We start from the raw sequence: 18,743 nt of genomic DNA, 5'->3' as shown, positions 1-18,743 counted from the left end.
CAACCCCGACGAAGTACGCGAGGCCCTCCAGATCGGCCCCGACACCCCCATCATCACCACCGACGCCCGCCACCGCGCCGACGCCAAGAGCGCCCTGATCACCCTCGTCGAACACGCCCTCATGGCCCGCCTGCGGTAACCGCTGCGCGCCGCGGCAAAGGGACGCCCCGGCACTCCTCGCGGAGTGCGGGGGCGTTGTGTTCCCCGTCCCGCCCGCCCTTCCTGGCCGCAGGGGTCCGCCCCGCGCCCCTGGCGGCCGGGCGGGTCTACCCGAGTGCCGCCACCGTCCTGGAGGCTCCGCCCCCGCGTCCCTGGCGGGCCGGGCCCCAAGCACAGCGCCCCGCACCGCCCCGACAGCCAAGCCCCCGGCATACGGCAAGGGCCCTCACCCGTCCGGGTGAGGGCCCTTGCTTCGCGGGGTTTCAGCCCTGCCAGCTGTGAGCTGAGCGGAAACCGCGCTGGCGTTCGAGTCGACGCCAGCCCGCCGCGCGGGGGCGGCGCGGCTCGGCGGCCGGCTGGGCGGCGGCGCGGGCCAGGAGGATCGCGGTGATGGCCGCGAGCTCCTCCGGCTCGGCCTGGCCCTTCTCGACACGGAGCAGAGATGCGTCAGTCGTCACGAGGGGCTCCTTACTGGGGCGGGTTGCCGTGCTTGCGCGACGGCAGGTCTGCGTGCTTGGTGCGGAGCATCGCCAGGGACGCGATCAGCACTGACCGGGTCTCCGCGGGGTCGATCACGTCGTCGACCAGGCCCCGCTCGGCGGCGTAGTACGGGTGCATCAGCTCGGCCTTGTACTCCTTGACCATGCGGGCGCGCATGGCCTCGGGGTCCTCGGCTTCTGCGATCTGCCTGCGGAAGATGACGTTCGCCGCGCCCTCCGCGCCCATGACCGCGATCTCGTTCGTCGGCCAGGCATAGGTGAGGTCGGCGCCGATGGACTGCGAATCCATGACGATGTACGCACCTCCATACGCCTTCCGCAGGATCAGCGAGATCCGCGGCACGGTCGCGTTGCAGTACGCGTACAGCAGCTTCGCGCCGTGGCGGATGATCCCACCGTGCTCCTGGTCGACGCCGGGGAGAAAGCCGGGCACGTCCAGCAGAGTGATGATCGGGATGTTGAACGCATCGCACATCTGCACGAAGCGGGCGGCCTTCTCGGAGGCCTCGATGTCCAGCACCCCCGCGAGCGACTGCGGTTGGTTGGCCACGATCCCGACGACCTGCCCGTCGAGCCGCGCCAGCGCGCAGACGATGTTGCGGGCCCAGCGCTCGTGGACCTCCAGGAAGTCGCCGTCGTCGACGAGCTCCTCGATGACCTTGTGCATGTCGTACGGCCGGTTGCCGTCGACCGGGACGAGGTCCATGAGGGTGTCGCAGCTGCGCTCCGCCGGGTCGCCGGAGGCGGCTGAGGGCGGGTTCTCGCGGTTGTTCTGCGGCAGCATCGACAGCAGGTAGCGGACCTCGGCGAGGCAGGTCTCCTCGTCGTCGTAGGCGAAGTGCGCCACGCCGGACGTCTCGGCGTGCACATCCGCGCCGCCCAGCCCGTTCTGCGTGATCTCCTCGCCGGTGACGGCCTTGACCACGTCGGGGCCGGTGATGAACATCTGCGAGGTGTCGCGGACCATGAACACGAAATCCGTCAGCGCCGGACTGTAGGCCGCGCCGCCCGCGCACGGGCCGAGCATCACGCTGATCTGCGGGATGACGCCCGACGCACGGGTGTTGCGCTGGAAGATCCCGCCATATCCGGCGAGCGCCGAGACGCCCTCCTGGATGCGCGCGCCCGCGCCGTCGTTCAGCGACACCAGCGGAGCGCCCGCCGAGATCGCCATGTCCATGATCTTGTGGATCTTCGTGGCATGGGCCTCGCCCAGCGCACCGCCGAAGATCCGGAAGTCATGGGCGTAGACGAAGACCGTACGGCCCTCGACCGTGCCCCAGCCGGTGATCACACCGTCCGTGTACGGCTTCTTCGCCTCCAGGCCGAAACCGGTCGCCCGGTGCCGCCGCAACTGCTCGACCTCACGAAACGAACCCTCGTCCAGCAGCAGCCCGATCCGCTCCCGCGCGGTCAGCTTGCCCTTGGCGTGCTGCGCCTCGGTCGCGCGGTCGCTCGGCCCGCGCCGGGCCGATTCACGCAGAGCATGCAGTTCGGCCACGCGTCCGCGCGCGTCACTCGCCTCGCCGGCGGTCTCGTCGATAACGGTCATGCATCGACCCTACGGATCCGACCAAGAAAACCCTGCCGTCGGTTCCGTACAGTCTCCGGCCCCATCTGCTGTCACCCCTAAACAGAAGGGTGCGGAGGTTGAGCCCTAGTGCCAGCGTGGAGGCCGTTCGCGTTGTTGAGGTCCAACAAGCCGGGTAGTGCCGGAGGCGCCTCACGCCACGGCGTGTCGTGCGCCCACCATATCCGCCGGACGGATGGATGTGAGTCGGCGTCGAGCGACCCCGGAGCGGCCGCCTCTTTGCTGGAGAGTGGAGACAACTGTTGAATCTTAAACGGAATACTCGTACAGTTGCCATTGTTCAACTTTCAAGAAGATTCTGATCCGCCTCCACCCAGGGAGCACGCCATGGGCATCTTCAACCGCAAGCCGGAAGCCACCACGACAGCCGCCGCGGCCCCTGCGGCCGTCGACCCCGCACTGGCCGCGCTGACCGGCGAGTACACCATCGACGCCGTCCACAGCAGCATCGGCTTCACCGTCCGCCACGCCATGGTGACCAATGTCCGCGGCTCCTTCGGCGAGTACGAGGGCACGCTGCACCTGGACGGCTCGGACCCGTCCCGCTCCACCGCCGCCATAGACGTCAAGATCGCCAGCATCGACACGGGCATCGCCGACCGTGACGGCCATCTGCGCAGCCCGGACTTCTTCGACGCGGAGAACCACCCGCTGATGACCTTCCGTTCGACGAGCGCGGAACAGCTCGGCGGCGACGCCTACCGGATCACCGGCGACCTCTCCATCAAGGGCGTCACCCGCCCCCTGGCCATCGACCTCACCTTCAACGGCTCCGCCAAGGACCCGTACGGCAACGAGCGGGTCGGCTTCGAGGGCGGCGCGGAGATCCTCCGCTCGGACTGGGGCCTGACGTGGAACGCGGCGCTGGAGACGGGCGGTGTGATGGTCAGCGACAAGGTGAAGCTGACGTTCGACATCTCTGCGATCAAGTCCGCGGCCTGAGCCGGGTCTCGACATCTCGGCCCCCTACCGCACGGCCAAGGGCGCCCCGCCTCGCCGCACCCGTCCTGCGGCGCGGGCGGGTCCCGTCAGCAGAAGCCGCGGGCGGATCCCGTCAGCAGAAGCCCAGCATCCCCGGCGAGTCGATGTCGACGGTGACCACACCGGGCGGATAGGCGTCCTCGTCACCGGTGAGCAGGATGGACATACCGGTGAACTCCGGGCGAGGCAGGGCGCAGTACAGCGCATGGCAGGTGTCAGGGCCGCCATACCCATCACGGATCATGGCGCCGACGCTCGCAGCCGAGACCGTGTCGAGATCGTCGACGACGACGGAGGAGAAGGCGAGCACGCCGCGAGCGAGATTCTCCTCATCGGCTTCGGCCTGCATCAGGCAGAGGGCTGGAACGCGAAGGCGGTCACCCGGCGTCCGCGCCATGTTGCCCGCAAGCAGATTCAGGGTCTTGTGCCCGCCCGCAAGCGCCTTGACAGCGCCGGTGTCGAGGATGATCACGCAGCGGCGCCCCTCGCCGCCCGAACCTTCTCCGCCGCGATCTTGTAGATGTTACCCAGGATGTCGGGAGCCTCGTCGAACTCCGCATCGCTGATATGCAGCCCGATCGCCCGACGCACGACCTCACGGTCCGCGGCGAGCCGCTCGGCGCGTTGCGCAGCGGTCGGCTGCTCGGCAGCAAGGGCGTCGACCAGTTGGCCGATGCTCAGTCCTCGCTCTCTGGCGAGCTCGGCGAGATGGTCGCGGGTCTCCCGGCGAACCTGAATTGTGGTCGATCCCATAGCAGAACTATAGAGCAGTTACGGGCTCAACGACATCCGCCCGCCTCCCATCCGTACAGGCTCCGCCGAGGGCTCCCGGATCTACGCTTGGGCGTCGACAGGATCGGCGACCGCGCCGATGAGGCAGTCGACCACGTCCGAAAGGCTGGACCTGCGACGGTGGGCGGCCCGCTGCCGTTCCGCACCCGCGCCGTTCCCGCGCAGCCACTCCCACGCGACGTCGGCCTGCTCCCTGTCGCCGCTGCGCTCAAGTGCCGGGCGGACATACGCGTACAGCCGGTCGGCCAGGTCGGCGGCCGGCACCAGCCGGTCCGTGCGCACGTCCAGCGCCTGGCCGCGCAGCCCGTCCCGCGCGGCCCGCCAGTACGCGGCGCGCACCACCTCCGGGGCGGGGTTCGGCACCGGCTCCCCCCTCTCCGTCTCGCGCAGGGCGGTCGCCACCAGGGCGCGCACCAGCGACGCATACAGAACCGTGTCCCGGGCGCTCATCAGCGCGTCGGCGGTCCGCACTTCGAGGGTGGGCACATGGACGGAGGGGCGCACGTCCCAGTAGAGGCCCTGCCGGTCCATCACGGCCCCGCCTGCGAGCAGCCTGCCCACCAGTTCCTCGAAGTGCCCCACGGACTCGAAGTGGGGCGGTGGCCCCGAAACCGGCCAGCGGGCCCAGATCAGGGTGCGCCAGCTTGCGTAGCCGGTGTACCGCCCGGCCCAGAACGGGGAGTTGGCGCCGAGGGCGACGAGCACGGGCAGCCACGGTCGCAGCCGGTTGCTCACCTCGATCGCGAGCCTCCGGTCGGCAAGGCCGATGTGCACATGACAGCCAGCCGTGCCCTGGTCGTCGTTCAGCCCCCGGAAGATCTCCAGGTTGCGCGCATACCGCGCGCCCGGAGTGAGCGGCGGCGGCACGATGTCGCCGAGCACCGGCGACCCGGACGACACCACCGCCAGCCCGTGCGCCGCCGCCGCGCCCGCCGCGACGGCGCGCATCTCCCGTATCTGGTTGCCGAGTTGCCGCATCGTCGCGCACGGCGTGGTCCTCGCCTCGATATGGAAGCGGGTGAGCTCGTCCCCGACCCGGTCCTCCCCCAACTCCTTGGCGGCGGAGGCGATCACACTCTCGGCACAGGGCCGTACGGCACGCGACACGGGGTCGACGATGAGGTATTCCTCTTCCAAACCCACCGTGAGCAGTTCGTCACTGCGCATGCCTGGGAGAGTCTCACACCGGACCCCGGCAACGTGCGGCTGCTGTCGGCCAATTGCGTGGCTCAAGCACTTGGGTGCGGCATGCCGGCGAGCGGCCTCTCGAAGCAGAGGGAGCTCGGGGAGTCGGCGTACGCCCCGAAGCCGGGAATCCGGGCATAGCCGCAGCGCGTGTAGAAGCGGACGGCGTCGGGCTGTGCGTCCCCGGTCTCCAGACGCAGACTCGTCCATCCCCGCCCGCAGGCCCAGTCCTCAAGCGCGGCGAGGATGCCCTGTGCGACACCCGAGCCGCGCCGGTCGGGCACCACGTACATGCGCTTGACCTCGCCGACCCCTTCCCCCAGGGAGCGAAGCCCCCCGCATCCGACGGCCGCGCCGTCGCCGTCGTAGGCCACGAAGAACACGGCGATGTCGGCCGCCGAGGGCGCGGCGCCGGGCTCGCTGTCCGGGGTTCCGTACCGCTCGGCGATCTCCGCTCTCTGACGCGCACGCAGCGCGACGGCATCCGCGTCCCCCCACGGGACCTGCTTGATCATCACGCCGGTGACTCTGCCACCCGTCTGTTTCGCGCGGATGAACCGCCGTCGGACCCCGGCTGTGCTTCGGATGCAGGACATCACGCTCGACGGCCGCCCGGGCGTCCGGCACCGACTCCGGCTGGCCGCCGCGGGCTGAGTCAGCAGGCCGCCCAGGGAACGCGGCAGACGTGGGGCGCGGGAAGCGCGCCGCCTTGCCCCAAAGCGACCCCTTAAGCGGCATGATCAGGACAAGTTCGGGGTGGAATCAGCCCTGCCGCCCTTCGCATCCGCCTCACGCGTCTCAAGCGTGCTCTCGTAAAGCCGCATGCAGATAAGGCATGCACCATCCCACTGAGAGGGACCAGAGCATGCGAAGGAGTCTTGCCGCTCTCGCAAAGTCTCACCACGGCGTTAGCGACACTCAGCCGGCCCTGTCTACACCAAGATCCCAGTTTGCTCGACGGTGACAGCCAAGATGTCCGACTTCATCTACTACCGGTCACAGTATGTCTTCCCCTGCAACTAAACGACGCCGGGCAAGGCCCCGGAAACAATCGGTCCTGTGGATCACGATCACTGCGGTTGCGGTGGTGACCGCACTCGCTGCCACGTTGGTGCTCCTTGCCGGTTCCGGCCCCGAACGTGAAGCTGTGGGCCAACCGGATGCATCCCCCGCCGCCACGGCCCCCAGCGCCACCCCTCCCCGAACTGAGGCGACACTGTCACCTCAGCCGTCCACATCCACGCCACAGCCCGCAAAACCGCCACAGAGTCCTCAGACGCAGCAGGCTCAAGCCCAGAAACAGGACGAGATAAGCAGGCAACGGGCGGAGGCCGAGGCAGTACCCGATGCGATTCCGATCACCCCGGCTCCTCGCGAATCGGGCCCGGTCGAAGGCAGTGAGGACTTCGGCAAGGCAGTGCTCACCGACGGCGACCTGACGGTTTACCAGCCCAGGGCTCGCGCGTCCTCGACAGTGCTGCCGATGAAAGTCACCAACAGCGGCACAGAGTGGGCTGCTTACGACATCGCCGTCCGCATCACGGGGCCTGACGGCTTCGACGAGATCGTGACTCTCAACAACGGCGAACCCTTCGGAGTGTTCCCCGGAACATCGTGGCCGTCCGAAGTAACCGTCGACAGCGACGGCAAGCCGCTTCCGAAGGAACCGGCGATATCCATCGTCAAGAACAACAGACAGGAGCGACGGAGCTGGGTTCACCCGTGAGGTCGTTCGGCCTTGCAGGTTAGGGCTGCTGGAATCCCCAGGCAGACGAGATCACGGTAGAAGTTCAGGCTCCTTGAAGTACGGACCCGAACAGTTCAAGCCGAGGACGAGTGTGAAGTTACCGAGAGATCGCATGCGTTCGCCGGTCACCGTCGTCCTGGCCACCGCGCTCGCGATACCCCTGTCCATGCCCGCGCAGGCGGCGGATCCGCAGCCGCCGAATGGGGCCGCGCAGTTTCACTTCCGCCCGGCGCTCGGCGCGCCGACTCCGGCTGACCGCCGCGGGCTGAGTCAGCAGGCCGCCCAGGGGACGCGGCACGCGCGGCACGCGTCCCCTTCGGGGCACAGGGCCAGAAGGACGCCCTTGCGCAGGGAGCGCCAGACGCGCAGGGAGCAGGTGAAGCTCAGCCGCAACTCGACCGGTCTGCGGGCACCCGGGTCCTGGCCGGGCTGCTCGTACGCCCACTGCTCGGCGAGGTAGTCGCAGCTGTCGTCGTCCGGCGGGACGGGCGTCTCGGACCAGCGGATGACGCGGGCGTGGCGGGCGCGCGCCACGGACTTGACGGACTCTCTGACCCAGGCCATACCGTCCTCGTCCGCATACAGCTCAAGCAGGAGCTTCCGTTTCCTCATCCGGCACACCGTAGGCGTCCTGGACACTGCCCGTACACCCAAATTTGTACGGGTGCTGTCCAGCCAAGCCCTCGTGTGGACTCCGAACGCGAGCGGGGCGGGACCGCCGCTCGCAGCTCTTTGGTCAGCAGCTAATAAATGCGCTTCCTGACTCCTTGTAGACGGTCCGGCCGGTCGAACGGTCCTTCACCATTCCCAGCGAGTGGTACAGGCCAGACTTGGTGCAGTCGATGCTCACCGGAATCGCACCACCGGTTACGATCGACGGTGGATACCTGCATTCGCCTTTCACCGGAACCCAGCCCGGAGCGGGGAAAGGCACCCAGACCTCCAGCCAGACGCAGACCTTCGATGCGTTCGAGTAGCCCACCTTCCCGTAGATCTTCCCGCGGGACTTAGTGGGCAGATACGGGCGGGGTTCGTTCGTGGCCATGGCGATGGCGTCCGTTTCGGCAACCGCGCCCTTGTCCGACGCGGCAGCGGTTCCCGTACTGAGGAACGAGGCCGTGAGCCCGGCGGCCATGAGGACTGCGAACGATTTCCGACAGTTCATGTGAACCTTTCGTACGGAGGGTGTCAGGGGCGTTTCCTCCGACCCTTATGGGACGGATGGCATAGCGCCCCAGGCGCTTCTTGCGTCTTCGGCTGCCCATGCGCAGCCCGTGGCGGAGAAGTTAGCGAGCAGGAAATCAAGCGAGAAGGGTCAGCGTGCACAGCGACCGGGGGCGACGGTCTCGTTCTGCACACTGACGGCCCGACAGCACCGGGAGGGCGCGCGGCCGGACACGGCCCGTACACCGAATCTGCACGGGAGAGAGGTGGGTCGGATTCCCTAGCCCACCACAACCGAAACACAACAAAAGGGATTCCAGCCCCACGATTGGCTGAGATTCTTCTCGGATTTGAAAACAGTGATCCTTTAGCGTCCCAACAGGAAGCACCCAAAACGCGAAGGAATCCAAGGTGACGTTTCGTTCGAAGGTGGCAGCGCTCGCATCATGCGCGGCCCTGTTGATGTCAGCGGCAGGAACGGCAGCCGCCACTTCTCCCGACCCCGCTCCGGCACGAGCTCAGTACCAGACGTGCGGGCAAACCACCAACGGGACCCTTTGTCTCCACTCACCGGACTTTTCAAAGACGGGGGATTACACGACTGAGTACTGCCGCCACAGAGGTAAAGGAAGCATCACCGTACGCTTCGGCTACCAGATAAGAGGCAGCGACTATGTGTGGGATGGATACGACTACCAGTTCGTATCCGCAGGCTACTGCGCAGCCTTCACGAGGACCCTCAACAGCGTAAAGTCGGGAGGCCAGATACGTGGCATCATGAAGTCCGACGGGAAAGTCTACGTAACGAAGTGGAAGGGTCTCTAACCGTCAGCTGCTTCATCTGAGGACGTCCACATGCTGCTTACCGCTGCCCATATGCCCCTTTACGCCATGCTAGCCATGCTGCTTTTGCTTGCGATATTCACCGCAGTAGGCCACTGGGTGGCCGTGGCGCGCCCGGATGGCGTTCGCCGGGTGACGTGGGTCGCAGGGGCCATGTGGCTGATCAGCGTGCTTGCCGTCACGCTCACGGGCGTTGGGCCGGACGTTGGCCAGGCCTCCCCTTGGTTCTCCGACGGCATCGCCACCCTCTCCGCCCCCGCCTCACAAGCGTCGGAGACGGAGAAGCAGATGGTGCTGATGCAGTGGATGCTCAACGCTCTGCTCTTCACTCCCCTGGCCCCCGTTCTGTCGTTGGCACGGAAACGCCCCATCGCCGCTTGGCGGATGATGGCCGCAGCGCTGGCCATCTCGGTGGGCGTGGAGACGCTTCAGTGGGTACTCGCTGCCTCACGCGTGCCGGACGCGGAGGACGTGGTGTGCAATGTGCTTGGCGCGGCTGTCGGGATTGTCCTGGTGGCGGCCGTGCGCCGTGTGGTTGCCACCTACCGACGACCACGGCACGCAAGCACCACCCGCTGACAGGCGCGCGGTGTGCATGTTGCTGACGCCGCGCTCACCGTCCGGCCCGCACGTGAGGCGGCCCATCGGCTCAACTGGTCCCGCTGGCGACGCCGCCACCAGGCCCGCTCCCAAGCCAGCCGCTACCAGCGACAAGCTACAGCTGGAGTACCAGGCATGCCGGACACGGCCCGTACACCGAATTCACTTATCGGCTGAAGATCTCGGAGTTGGGTACAAAGCGGGACCTGTCCTGCGGGTCTGTGATGTCGTCGAGGTCCGTGAAGTAGATCGACCTCGACGTGCCTGCCACCACATCGAGGAGAAACCGGCTGCACAAGGCCGGATGAGCCTCCCAGAGGGGGCCGCGGCCCTCGTTGAGGAGGACGGTCCACTCTTCCGGTTCGAGGCCGGGTCGGACCAGCCAGTAGAGGAAGTGGCCAGAACCTTCCACGTACCCCCAGGGCACCAGCCGGACGTTGTCTTGCTCAAGTTCAGACGGCTTGGCCTCGCCCGCGCTCCAGAGTTCGGCGAGGATCTCCTCCCGCTCCGCAGCCTGGGCGACGAGGTCGTACATCTCATCTGGGCAACCCGGCTCCAGCAGCCGGATCGTCCCCGCGAAGAGGCCGCCTCCGTACATCTGGACGAGACGCCTGTAGTCGGCCGGCAAGGCGGTGCCCAGCGCCTCCTCGACGCCTGCCCACTCCACGGTTCGGCCGCCGACGGCAGGTGGCGGACAGAGGCGTGCCAGCGGCTCGGTGTGGCGCAGGCTCCGGGCCGTCCTGATGTCGCCGGGCAGGGCGCTGAGCCGTGGCGGGGTCCTGGAGGCGTCCAGCACTGCCGCGCGCATGCGGTCGCCGACCGCGGCGCGGGGCGCATCCGACCACCACGAAGGGTGTTTGACCTGGTCGATGAACCCGTCGCGCCCTTCTATGTCGACCACCGCCCCAACGGAGGCCACGGCCTTGACCACTACGTCGTGCTCCTGGTGATCGGCAAGCATGGGGTCCACCCTGTCACCGCGTAACCCGTACGCCGAATTTGTACGGGTGGTGTCCGGTCGAGCACCGTGTGTACGGGGAAGGGGGGTTGCCATGCACGGGAAGCGAAATGGCAACAGGCCCAAGAGGATCACCTCTTGGCATCTGATCGGGGCTCAGCTCGCGGTGTTCCGGGCTGCGGCGAAGATGACGCAGGGCGGGTTGGCGAATCTGCTGGGGGTGAGTGAGGAGACGGTCGCGTCGATCGAGCAGGGGCGCAGGCCGCTGAAGATGGACCTGGCGGTCAAGCTGGACCATCTGCTGGACACGAAGCAGGCGTTGCAGACGGCGGTGGAGAAGGTGCCGACCCGGGAGAAGTTCCCGGCCATCGCCCAGGACTTGGTAGATCATGAGCGGGAGGCGCTGACGCTCCTCTCGTACCAGAGCCAGGCCGTACCAGGGCTCCTTCAGACAGAGGAGTACGCACGAGCGGTGTTCGCGTCACTCTACCCACCGCTAGAGCAGGACGAGTTGGAGCAGTGGGTCGTAGGACGCTTGGACAGGCAGAAGGTCCTCACTCGTAAACCACCGTTGATGGCCAACTTCATCATGGAGGAGTCCGTCCTGCACCGGCCGATCGGCGGGCCGGAGGTATTGCGTCGGCAGATCAAGCATCTCCGCGACTGTGCCGAAATGCCTTCCCTCGGTCTTCAGGTCATGCCGACGCAACGTGAGGAACATGCCGGGCTGGACGGGTCGATGGTGCTGCTGGAGACGCCCGACCACGATCTTCTGGCCTATGTCGAGGGGCAGTCAGTGAGCTTCATCCACGATGACCTGGACAAGGTGAGTGTCCTCCATCAGAAGTATGGGATGCTGCGTTCGCAGGCCCTCTCCCCCAAGGAGAGCATGCGTCTGCTGGACGAGCTGCTGGGAGAATGATGAACCGCGACGCACGCACCCGCCCTCTCATAGCCCTTGACTGGTTCAAGTCCAGCTACAGCGGCAGCCAAGGCGGCGACTGCGTCGAAGTGGCCTATGAGTGGCGCAAGTCCAGCTACAGCGGCAGTGAGGGCGGCAACTGCGTCGAGGTTGCCGCCCACCCCGGCGCCGTTCACGTCCGGGACTCCAAGAACCCCGGCGGCCCCGTCCTCACCGTCTCCCCCGCCGCCTGGGTCTCCGCCGTCCGCGGAGTCGTCGTCCGTTGATCGAGGTCGGGGGCGAGGACGAGAAGCTCGATGCGCGGCTCAGCGATGAGCTGGACGCGTTCAACCGCCTCTTCAAGCAGCTCTGACCGGCTCGGTCAGAGAGAGACGTCAGAAACCGCCGCCCGCGTCGAAGCCGCCGAAGCCGCCTCCGCCGAAGTCTCCGCCGCCGCCCCAGTCGCCTCCACCGCCGAAGTCACCGGAGTCGAAGTCCGCGCCGGAGTAGTCGCCGCCGGTGAACTCGCCGCCGCCGTACTCGGCGGCATACGCGGGGGTGGCGAGCATATGGCCGAGCATGGTGCCCATCAGCAGGCCGGGAAGCAGCCCGCCGCCGAAGTAGCCGCCGGCCCAGGGGCCGTACGCCGGGCCCGCCTCCCAGTACGGGCGGCGGCCGGATTCGGTCTCGACCGTGCGGGCCATGGGCTCCTGCCCGTCTTCCAGACGGGCTGCGTCCGCCGCGCAGACGGGGATCTGTCGCGGGGAGCCGCCTGCCGGGCTCCACATGGCGTCCGCGGCCGCCGGGCCGTGACGGGGGTCGAAGAAGCAGGGCGGACGGCGGTCCGGGATCGACTCGCCCGTCCGCCGGGCGTCCAGGACCGCGAGCGAGTAGCGGCCGTCTTCGAGCTCCTGGGTGACCGCCTTGACGTCGTGCGGGCGCTCGGCCGCGCCCATCAGCGACTTGGCCTTGTCATACGAGTCGAGTGCGCGCTCGTAGTCGGAGCGCATCGCGTCGTCCGCGCCCTTCTCGGAGGGGTGGAAGTCCAGCCGGTCGAGCTCCTCGCCGTACGAGGTGATGTCCTCGTCCACGACGACCCGCAGCTTCTCCAGGGCCGCCCGCTCCTCCTCCGCCTTGCGGCGGCGGTTGCGGCGCACGATCGCGTACGCGCCCGCGCCGCCTGCCGCGGCGACCGTGCCGAGCACGATCAGCGAGGTGCCGCTCGGGCCCTCGGGGGCGCCGCCCGTGCCGTCCCAGCCGGCGGGTGCGGTGCCGCGAACCTGCGGCAGGGCCTGGTCGACGAAGTTGTTGAGCTGGGTGACGGCGTCGGCGCCCGGCGGGGTCTTGACCGCGGTCACCAGGTTCCGTACGGCGTCGTTGGACATCACGCTGCTGTCCGCGCCCGCGTTGAAGCCGTCGCCGAGGCGGATGGCGTACAGGCCGGTGATTCCGGTCTGGGTGCGGAGATCGCGCAGGACGGTGTCCTCGGGGAACTCCTCGCCCTCCGGCAGGACGGCCACGAAGACGGGCTTGTCCGCGTCGAGGATCTTCTCCGCCAGTGCGTCCGCCTCAGCGGTGGACAGCTGGTCGGATGCGCGTGGGTCCACATAGACCGGGCCCTGCTTCAGGGCGTCGGCCGCATCGGGGATTCCCTGGGCTCGCGCTCCGGCGCCGGCGGCCAGGACGAGCAGCACGGAGAGCGCCAGCGCCGCGAGGGCCGACAGGAGTGAAAACGGCCTCGTCTTCATACATCGACGCTACCTGAAGCGGGGCGTAAGTGACGAGGACGGATGCCAGGGACATGCGACCTGTGCCGCCGCTCCGGAGAGCGGCGGCACAGCGTCGTCATCCGGCCGGCCCGGCACCGTCACTCGGCCGGCCCGGCACCGTCGTCCGGTCGGCCCGGCACCGTCGTCCGGCCGGCCCGGCACCGTCGTCCGGTCGGCCCGGCACCGTCGCCCGGTCGGCCCGGCGTCGTCGTCCGGCCGACTCGACACCGTCACTCGGCCGGCTCGACACCCGCCCTGAGCAGGCCGTATGTATAGGCGTCCTCCAGCGCCTGCCAGGACGCCGCGATCACGTTGTCGGCCACGCCGACCGTGGACCACTCGCCGGCGCCGTCGCCCGTGGTGATCAGTACGCGGGTGGTGGACTCGGTGCCATGGCGGCCTTCGAGGATGCGGACCTTGTAGTCGATCAGCTCCAGCTTGGCGAGTTGCGGGTAGAACCTCTCCAGGCCGACGCGCATGGCGCGGTCGAGGGCGTTGACGGGGCCGTTGCCCTCGGCAGTGGCGACGATGCGTTCACCCTTGGCCCAGAGTTTGACGGTGGCCTCGTTGGCGTGGGTGCCGTCGGGGCGGTCCTCGACGATCGCGCGCCAGGACTCCGTACGGAAGTACCGGCGTGCCCGGCCCTCCACCTCCTCCCGGAGCAGCAGCTCGAAGGAGGCGTCGGCGGCCTCGTAGGTGTAGCCCCTGAGTTCGCGCTCCTTGACCCGCTCGACGACGCGGCCGACGAGTTCGCGGTCGTCGCCGAGGTCGACGCCGAGTTCCCTGCCCTTGAGCTCCACGGAGGCGCGGCCGGCCATGTCGGAGACGAGCATCCGCATGGTGTTGCCGACCAGCTCGGGGTCGATGTGCTGGTAGAGGTCGGGGTCGACCTTGATCGCGGAGGCGTGGAGGCCGGCCTTGTGGGCGAAGGCGGAGAGGCCGACGTACGGCTGGTGGGTGGAGGGGGTGAGGTTGACGACCTCGGCGATGGCGTGCGAGATGCGGGTCATCTCGGCGAGGGCGCCCTCGGGCAGGACGCGCTTGCCGTACTTCAGCTCCAGCGCGGCGACGACGGGGAAGAGGTTGGCGTTGCCGACGCGCTCGCCGTATCCGTTGGCGGTGCACTGGACGTGGGTCGCGCCCGCGTCGACGGCGGCGAGGGTGTTGGCGACGGCGCAGCCGGTGTCGTCCTGGGCGTGGATGCCGAGGCGCGCGCCGGTGTCGGCGAGGACGGTGGCGACGACGGCCTGGACCTGGGCGGGAAGCATTCCGCCGTTGGTGTCGCAGAGGATCACCACGTCCGCGCCCGCCTCGGCGGCGGTGCGCACGACGGACTTGGCGTAGGCGGGGTTGGCGCGGTAGCCGTCGAAGAAGTGCTCGCAGTCGACGAACACCCGGCGGCCCTGTTCGCGCAGGTAGGAGACGGTGTCGCGGACCATCTCCAGGTTCTCGTCGAGGGTGGTGCGCAGAGCGAGCTCGACATGGCGGTCATGGGATTTGGCGACCAGGGTGATGACCGGTGCACCGGATGCGAGCAGCGCCTTGACCTGCGGGTCCTCGGCGGCGGCAGCGCCCGGGCGGCGGGTGGCGCCGAAGGCGACGAGCTGGGCGTGCTTGAAGTCGATCTCCTGCTGGGCGCGGGCGAAGAACTCCGTGTCCCGGGGGTTGGCGCCCGGCCAGCCGCCCTCGATGAAGCCCACGCCGAACTCGTCGAGGTGCCGCGCGATGGTCAGCTTGTCGGCGACGGTCAGATTGATGCCTTCGCGCTGTGCGCCGTCGCGCAGCGTCGTGTCGAAGACATGAAAACTGTCGTCGGCGGGCTTGGCTTCACTGGTGGACATGGGTCTGACTCCTGTCGGATGTGGCTTCCGGAATTCCGGGATCCACTTGCCCCCATCATCGCGCGCGTCTCGCCATGGCCGGGGTGGGGCCCAACAACGAAAAAACCTCTCGCGGGTGCGAGAGGTCTGCGCGCGGGTCTGGGGCACGGTGCCGCATTGCCGCGAGGGGGTACTGCCGCGGTTCAGCGGTCACTGCGGACCGGCGCGCTGCTGCCGATAATCATGCCGAGAGCAAGCACGGTGGCAGTTTGCCACAGATGGGACGTACCTGGACGTGTGTCTCACGTAGTGAACAGCGTGTCCGCAAGGAACTCCCGGACGTGGGCGAGCGCCTGCTCACGGCCCGTGCCCGGTATGCCGACCGCCACATGGACGCTGAAGCCGTCCAGCAGGGCGCGCAGCCTGGTGGCGTACCGGTCGGGGTCCACGGGACGGAACTCTCCGCGCGAGACCCCTTCGGCGAGCAGCGCCACCAGGTCGCGGTGCCAGACGCCCTCGATGGCCGCCTGGCGGGCGCGGGCGTCCGCGTCGGCGTCCTGCGAGCGGTTCCAGACCTCCAGCCACAGCGTCCAGTGGGGGTCGCGGTGGCCCTCGGGGACGTAGAGGTCCACATATGCGGACAGTCGCTCGGCCGCCGGGGCCTGCCGGGACAGCAGCGCGCTGCGCTCCGCGCCGAGGCGGCCCTCGCTCCACTCCAGGGTCTGCAGCAGCAGTTCGTCCTTGGTGCCGAAGTAGTAGAGCAGATGGCCGCTGCTCATCCCGACCTCGCGGCCGAGGCCCGCCATGGTCAGTCCGTCGAGTCCGCGCTCCGCGATGGTGGCCATGGCGGCGGCGAGCACGGACTCCCGGGGCGGCGCGACATTGCGCCGGCGGTGAGTGGGAGCAGGGGTCATTCGGTCACCGCTGCGGTGCCGGGGAACACGTTCACCCGTATGTTCTACCTGATCGAGCGGGTGCTCGCGGCGGGTCCCGGCGGGTCGTCAGACCTTCGGCTGCTGCTGGGTGATGCAGTGGATGCCGCCGCCGCCCGCGAAGATCGTGCGGGCGTCGACCAGTGTGACCGTGCGGTCCGGGTAGAGGCGGCGGAAGGTGTCGGCCGCGATCTCGTCGCGCGGGTCGTCGAAGGCGCACAGCACGACGCCGCCGTTGCACACGTAGTGGTTGATGTAGGAGTAGTCGACCCACTCGCCGTCCTCCTCGACGACGGTCGGGGCCGGGATCTCGACCACCTCGACGGCGCGGCCCCGTGCGTCGGTCCGGGACTTCAGGAAGGCGACGTTCTCCCGACAGATCTCATGGTCGGGGTGGGACGGGTCGGGCTGGGTGTGGGCGACTATCACACCCGGCCCCGCGAAGGCGGCGACGATGTCGACATGGCCGAGGGTGCCGAAGTCATGCGGGGGGTAGTCGGCGGTCAGTCCGCGCTTGAGCCAGATCGCCTTGGTCGTGCCGAGTTGGGCGTGGATCTCGGTCTCGACCTGCTCCTTGGTCCAGCCCGGGTTCCGCTCCGGGCCGAGTTGGACGGTCTCCGTCAGCAGGACCGTGCCCTCGCCGTCGACATGGATGCCGCCGCCCTCGTTGACCAGCGCGGAGCTGTGGACGGAGACGCCCGCGAGGTCGGCGACCACGCGGGCGATCTTGGAGTCGTGCTCCCAGCTGGCCCACTCCTGGGCGCCCCAGCCGTTGAACACCCAGTCCACGGCCGCCAGGCGGGTGCCGTCGGAGACGAAGGTGGGGCCGATGTCGCGCATCCAGGCGTCGTCCAGCTCACGCTCGACGATGTCGACGTCCGGGCCGAGGAGGGTGCGTGCGTGTTCCGCCTGGCCGGGGCCGACGACCATCGTGACCGGCTCGAAGCGGCGTACGGCGCGGGCGACCGAGGCCCAGGCGCGGCGGGACTCGGCGAGGTCGTCGCCGGAGAAGGTGACGTTCGGGCCGGGCCAGGCCATCCAGGTGCGCTCGTGGGGCGCCCACTCGGGCGGCATACGGAAGGACATCAGCTGGGTTCCTAGAGGAAGTAGAGGCGGTTGAGAGAGATGGAGTCGGCGGGGCCGGAGCGCACGGGGTCGCCGTCGAGGGTGACCAGTCCGGTGCGGCCGTCGACGCGGACGTGCCCGATGCGGGAGTTGAGGCGCAGGTCGGCGGGGCCGATCCCGCGGGTGCCGCGGACGGCGACCCGGCGGCGACGCGTGGGCATCCGGTCCGCGCCCAGGTCCACGGCGGCCTGCGCGACGAACGCGACGCTGATGTCGGCGGGGGTCGCGCCGTGCGCTCCGAACTGCGGCCCCAGGACAAGGGGTTCGCAGGTGTCGGTGGCGGCGTTCGGATCGCCCGTCACCCCGTACGCGGGGAAGCCGGACTTCAGCACGAGCTGCGGCTTCGCGCCGAAGTACTGCGGCTTCCACAGCACGATGTCGGCCAGCTTCCCGACCTCGATGGAGCCGATCTCATGGGCGAGGCCGTGTGCGATGGCCGGGTTGATCGTCAGCTTGGCGACATAGCGCAGCACACGCGCGTTGTCGTCGTGCGTGCCGTCGCCCTCCAGCGGGCCGAGCTCCGCCTTCATCTTCCCCGCCATCGCGAAGGTGCGGCGCACCGTCTCGCCGGCCCGACCCATGCCCTGGGCGTCGGAGGAGGTGATGCCGATGGCCCCGAGGTCGTGCAGCACGTCCTCCGCGCCCATGGTTCCGGCGCGGATGCGGTCGCGGGCCATGGCGGCGTCGCCGGGCAGGTCGGTCTTGAGGTCGTGTACGGACACGATCATCCCGTAGTGCTCGGCGACCGCATCCCGGCCGAAGGGCAGGGTGGGGTTGGTGGAGGAGCCGATGACGTTCTCCACGCCCGCCATCTTGAGCACGTTGGGGACGTGTCCCCCGCCGCAGCCCTCGATGTGGAAGGCGTGGACGGTACGGCCGTCGAGGACCCGCAGGGTGTCCTCGACCGACAGGCACTCGTTGAGGCCGTCGCTGTGCAGGGCGACCTGGACGTCGTGCTCCTCGGCGACCCGCAGGGCGGTGTCCAGGGCGCGGGTGTGCGCGCCCATGTCCTCGTGGACCTTGAAGCCGGACGCGCCGCCCTCGGCGAGGGCCTCGACGAGCGGCGCCGGGTCGGACGACGACCCGCGGCCGAGGAAGCCGATGTTGACGGGCCAGGCGTCGAAGGCGTTGAAGGCGTGGCGCAGCGCCCAGGGGGAGTTGACGCCGACGCCCCAGACCGGGCCGAACTCCTGGCCGATGACCGTGGTCACGCCGGAGGCGAGCGAGGCCTCCATGATGCGCGGCGAGAGCAGATGGACATGGGTGTCCACCGCACCCGCCGTGGCGATCAGGCCCTCGCCGGGGACGATGCCGGTGCCGGTGCCGACGACGACGTCCACGCCGTCGAGGGTGTCGGGGTTTCCGGCCCGGCCGACGGCGGCGATCCGCCCGTCGCGGATGCCGATGGAGACCTTGCGGACGCCCTGGACGGCGTCGATGACCAGCACATTGCTGATCACGATGTCGCAGGTGTCGCGTACGGCGGCGGCCTTGAGGTGCAGTCCGTCGCGTGCGGTCTTGCCGAAGCCGGCGAGGAACTCCTCGCCGGGCTTCTGGGCGTCGGACTCGACGCGGACGACAAGGCCGGAGTCCCCGAGGACGACGCGGTCGCCGGCGCGGGGGCCGTGGACGGCGGCGTACTCGTACGGGTCGATGCCGGTCATCGCGGTCCTCCC

General features: G+C 68.9%; 19 protein-coding genes and 1 pseudogene. 6 read left to right on the top strand and 14 right to left on the bottom strand.

Annotation, left to right across the window (positions count from 1 at the left end):
* Positions 1 to 139: pseudogene (locus QCN29_RS28795) on the top strand (ATP-binding protein); the annotation flags it as partial.
* Positions 140 to 422: 283 nt separating this feature from the next.
* Here the strand turns inward: QCN29_RS28795 and QCN29_RS28790 are convergent.
* Positions 423 to 617, bottom strand: a complete 195-nt coding sequence (locus QCN29_RS28790; RefSeq protein ID WP_240137203.1) for an acyl-CoA carboxylase subunit epsilon — start codon at positions 615 to 617, stop codon at positions 423 to 425.
* 10 nt (positions 618 to 627) lie between these two features.
* Entirely contained in the window at positions 628 to 2,211 is a 1,584-nt protein-coding gene (locus QCN29_RS28785) for an acyl-CoA carboxylase subunit beta (RefSeq protein ID WP_279931831.1), read from the bottom strand.
* Between the two features lie 366 nt (positions 2,212 to 2,577).
* Between QCN29_RS28785 and QCN29_RS28780 the strand changes: the two genes are divergently transcribed.
* Positions 2,578 to 3,192 carry a YceI family protein gene (locus QCN29_RS28780; RefSeq protein WP_279931829.1) on the top strand — a complete coding sequence of 205 codons (615 nt, stop codon included), beginning with the start codon at positions 2,578 to 2,580 and terminating at the stop codon, positions 3,190 to 3,192.
* A gap of 112 nt (positions 3,193 to 3,304) precedes the next feature.
* Here QCN29_RS28780 and QCN29_RS28775 read toward each other — a convergent pair whose 3' ends face one another.
* From QCN29_RS28775 to QCN29_RS28760, 4 genes are all read right to left on the bottom strand, one after another.
* A complete protein-coding gene (locus QCN29_RS28775; protein ID WP_279931828.1) occupies positions 3,305 to 3,703 on the bottom strand; it encodes a PIN domain-containing protein in 399 nt (132 codons plus the stop codon).
* Positions 3,700 to 3,984: a hypothetical protein gene (locus tag QCN29_RS28770; protein ID WP_240137207.1), complete on the bottom strand. Its 285-nt coding sequence runs from the start codon at positions 3,982 to 3,984 to the stop codon at positions 3,700 to 3,702. The genes QCN29_RS28775 and QCN29_RS28770 overlap by 4 nt, the downstream gene beginning before the upstream one ends.
* An 81-nt stretch (positions 3,985 to 4,065) precedes the next feature.
* The gene (locus QCN29_RS28765) at positions 4,066 to 5,190 is read right to left on the bottom strand and encodes a carboxylate-amine ligase (RefSeq protein ID WP_279931827.1); all 1,125 of its coding nucleotides are present in this window, start codon (positions 5,188 to 5,190) and stop codon (positions 4,066 to 4,068) included.
* Positions 5,191 to 5,252: 62 nt separating this feature from the next.
* Positions 5,253 to 5,723 carry a GNAT family N-acetyltransferase gene (locus tag QCN29_RS28760; RefSeq protein ID WP_279931834.1) on the bottom strand — a complete coding sequence of 157 codons (471 nt, stop codon included), beginning with the start codon at positions 5,721 to 5,723 and terminating at the stop codon, positions 5,253 to 5,255.
* A 572-nt stretch (positions 5,724 to 6,295) separates the two neighbouring features.
* Here QCN29_RS28760 and QCN29_RS28755 point away from each other — a divergent pair.
* Entirely contained in the window at positions 6,296 to 6,934 is a 639-nt protein-coding gene (locus tag QCN29_RS28755) for a hypothetical protein (protein WP_279931826.1), read from the top strand.
* A 291-nt stretch (positions 6,935 to 7,225) separates the two neighbouring features.
* On the opposite strand, the gene QCN29_RS28750 is transcribed toward QCN29_RS28755, so the two are convergent.
* Entirely contained in the window at positions 7,226 to 7,567 is a 342-nt protein-coding gene (locus QCN29_RS28750; protein WP_279931825.1) for a hypothetical protein, read from the bottom strand.
* A 124-nt stretch (positions 7,568 to 7,691) separates the two neighbouring features.
* The gene (locus QCN29_RS28745) at positions 7,692 to 8,090 is read right to left on the bottom strand and encodes a hypothetical protein (RefSeq protein ID WP_240137210.1); all 399 of its coding nucleotides are present in this window, start codon (positions 8,088 to 8,090) and stop codon (positions 7,692 to 7,694) included.
* 884 nt (positions 8,091 to 8,974) lie between these two features.
* Between QCN29_RS28745 and QCN29_RS28740 the strand changes: the two genes are divergently transcribed.
* Entirely contained in the window at positions 8,975 to 9,541 is a 567-nt protein-coding gene (locus QCN29_RS28740; RefSeq protein WP_279931823.1) for a VanZ family protein, read from the top strand.
* Positions 9,542 to 9,728: 187 nt separating this feature from the next.
* Here QCN29_RS28740 and QCN29_RS28735 read toward each other — a convergent pair whose 3' ends face one another.
* Positions 9,729 to 10,523, bottom strand: coding sequence for a hypothetical protein (locus QCN29_RS28735; protein WP_279931822.1), 795 nt, complete (start codon positions 10,521 to 10,523; stop codon positions 9,729 to 9,731).
* 91 nt (positions 10,524 to 10,614) lie between these two features.
* On the opposite strand from QCN29_RS28735, the gene QCN29_RS28730 reads away from it, so the two are divergent.
* The gene (locus QCN29_RS28730) at positions 10,615 to 11,442 is read left to right on the top strand and encodes a helix-turn-helix domain-containing protein (protein WP_279931821.1); all 828 of its coding nucleotides are present in this window, start codon (positions 10,615 to 10,617) and stop codon (positions 11,440 to 11,442) included.
* Positions 11,442 to 11,708, top strand: a complete 267-nt coding sequence (locus QCN29_RS28725) for a DUF397 domain-containing protein (RefSeq protein WP_279931820.1) — start codon at positions 11,442 to 11,444, stop codon at positions 11,706 to 11,708. Before QCN29_RS28730 ends, QCN29_RS28725 begins: the two co-directional genes overlap by 1 nt.
* Positions 11,709 to 11,816: 108 nt before the next feature.
* Here QCN29_RS28725 and QCN29_RS28720 read toward each other — a convergent pair whose 3' ends face one another.
* The 5 genes from QCN29_RS28720 to QCN29_RS28700 all read right to left on the bottom strand — a co-directional run bounded on the left by QCN29_RS28720 (position 11,817) and on the right by QCN29_RS28700 (position 18,731).
* Positions 11,817 to 13,169, bottom strand: coding sequence for a hypothetical protein (locus QCN29_RS28720; protein WP_279931819.1), 1,353 nt, complete (start codon positions 13,167 to 13,169; stop codon positions 11,817 to 11,819).
* Positions 13,170 to 13,420: 251 nt separating this feature from the next.
* Positions 13,421 to 15,031, bottom strand: coding sequence for a citramalate synthase (cimA, locus tag QCN29_RS28715; protein WP_279931818.1), 1,611 nt, complete (start codon positions 15,029 to 15,031; stop codon positions 13,421 to 13,423).
* 281 nt (positions 15,032 to 15,312) lie between these two features.
* The gene (locus tag QCN29_RS28710) at positions 15,313 to 15,924 is read right to left on the bottom strand and encodes a TetR/AcrR family transcriptional regulator (protein WP_279931817.1); all 612 of its coding nucleotides are present in this window, start codon (positions 15,922 to 15,924) and stop codon (positions 15,313 to 15,315) included.
* Positions 15,925 to 16,011: 87 nt separating this feature from the next.
* The gene (locus QCN29_RS28705; RefSeq protein WP_279931816.1) at positions 16,012 to 17,028 is read right to left on the bottom strand and encodes an agmatine deiminase family protein; all 1,017 of its coding nucleotides are present in this window, start codon (positions 17,026 to 17,028) and stop codon (positions 16,012 to 16,014) included.
* An 11-nt stretch (positions 17,029 to 17,039) separates the two neighbouring features.
* Entirely contained in the window at positions 17,040 to 18,731 is a 1,692-nt protein-coding gene (locus QCN29_RS28700; RefSeq protein ID WP_279931814.1) for an urease subunit alpha, read from the bottom strand.
* Positions 18,732 to 18,743 lie beyond the last annotated feature (12 nt).

Source organism: Streptomyces chengmaiensis, from assembly GCF_029846775.1.
GTDB lineage: Bacteria > Actinomycetota > Actinomycetes > Streptomycetales > Streptomycetaceae > Streptomyces > Streptomyces chengmaiensis.
The sequence above is the reverse complement of the archived record's forward strand: the minus strand, read 5'-3'. Positions and strand labels throughout refer to the sequence as shown.

What these genes read in the sequence shown, in the direction of transcription:
- QCN29_RS28785 (WP_279931831.1), bottom strand. Translation starts at nt 2,211, where the DNA reads ATGACCGTTATCGACGAGACCGCCGGCGAGGCGAGTGACGCGCGCGGA.
- QCN29_RS28780 (WP_279931829.1), top strand. Translation starts at nt 2,578, where the DNA reads ATGGGCATCTTCAACCGCAAGCCGGAAGCCACCACGACAGCCGCCGCG.
- QCN29_RS28770 (WP_240137207.1), bottom strand. Translation starts at nt 3,984, where the DNA reads ATGGGATCGACCACAATTCAGGTTCGCCGGGAGACCCGCGACCATCTC.
- QCN29_RS28765 (WP_279931827.1), bottom strand. Translation starts at nt 5,190, where the DNA reads ATGCGCAGTGACGAACTGCTCACGGTGGGTTTGGAAGAGGAATACCTC.
- QCN29_RS28760 (WP_279931834.1), bottom strand. Translation starts at nt 5,723, where the DNA reads ATGATCAAGCAGGTCCCGTGGGGGGACGCGGATGCCGTCGCGCTGCGT.
- QCN29_RS28750 (WP_279931825.1), bottom strand. Translation starts at nt 7,567, where the DNA reads ATGAGGAAACGGAAGCTCCTGCTTGAGCTGTATGCGGACGAGGACGGT.
- QCN29_RS28745 (WP_240137210.1), bottom strand. Translation starts at nt 8,090, where the DNA reads ATGGCCGCCGGGCTCACGGCCTCGTTCCTCAGTACGGGAACCGCTGCC.
- QCN29_RS28740 (WP_279931823.1), top strand. Translation starts at nt 8,975, where the DNA reads ATGCTGCTTACCGCTGCCCATATGCCCCTTTACGCCATGCTAGCCATG.
- QCN29_RS28735 (WP_279931822.1), bottom strand. Translation starts at nt 10,523, where the DNA reads ATGCTTGCCGATCACCAGGAGCACGACGTAGTGGTCAAGGCCGTGGCC.
- QCN29_RS28730 (WP_279931821.1), top strand. Translation starts at nt 10,615, where the DNA reads ATGCACGGGAAGCGAAATGGCAACAGGCCCAAGAGGATCACCTCTTGG.
- QCN29_RS28725 (WP_279931820.1), top strand. Translation starts at nt 11,442, where the DNA reads ATGAACCGCGACGCACGCACCCGCCCTCTCATAGCCCTTGACTGGTTC.
- QCN29_RS28720 (WP_279931819.1), bottom strand. Translation starts at nt 13,169, where the DNA reads ATGAAGACGAGGCCGTTTTCACTCCTGTCGGCCCTCGCGGCGCTGGCG.
- cimA (WP_279931818.1), bottom strand. Translation starts at nt 15,031, where the DNA reads ATGTCCACCAGTGAAGCCAAGCCCGCCGACGACAGTTTTCATGTCTTC.
- QCN29_RS28710 (WP_279931817.1), bottom strand. Translation starts at nt 15,924, where the DNA reads ATGACCCCTGCTCCCACTCACCGCCGGCGCAATGTCGCGCCGCCCCGG.
- QCN29_RS28705 (WP_279931816.1), bottom strand. Translation starts at nt 17,028, where the DNA reads ATGTCCTTCCGTATGCCGCCCGAGTGGGCGCCCCACGAGCGCACCTGG.
- QCN29_RS28700 (WP_279931814.1), bottom strand. Translation starts at nt 18,731, where the DNA reads ATGACCGGCATCGACCCGTACGAGTACGCCGCCGTCCACGGCCCCCGC.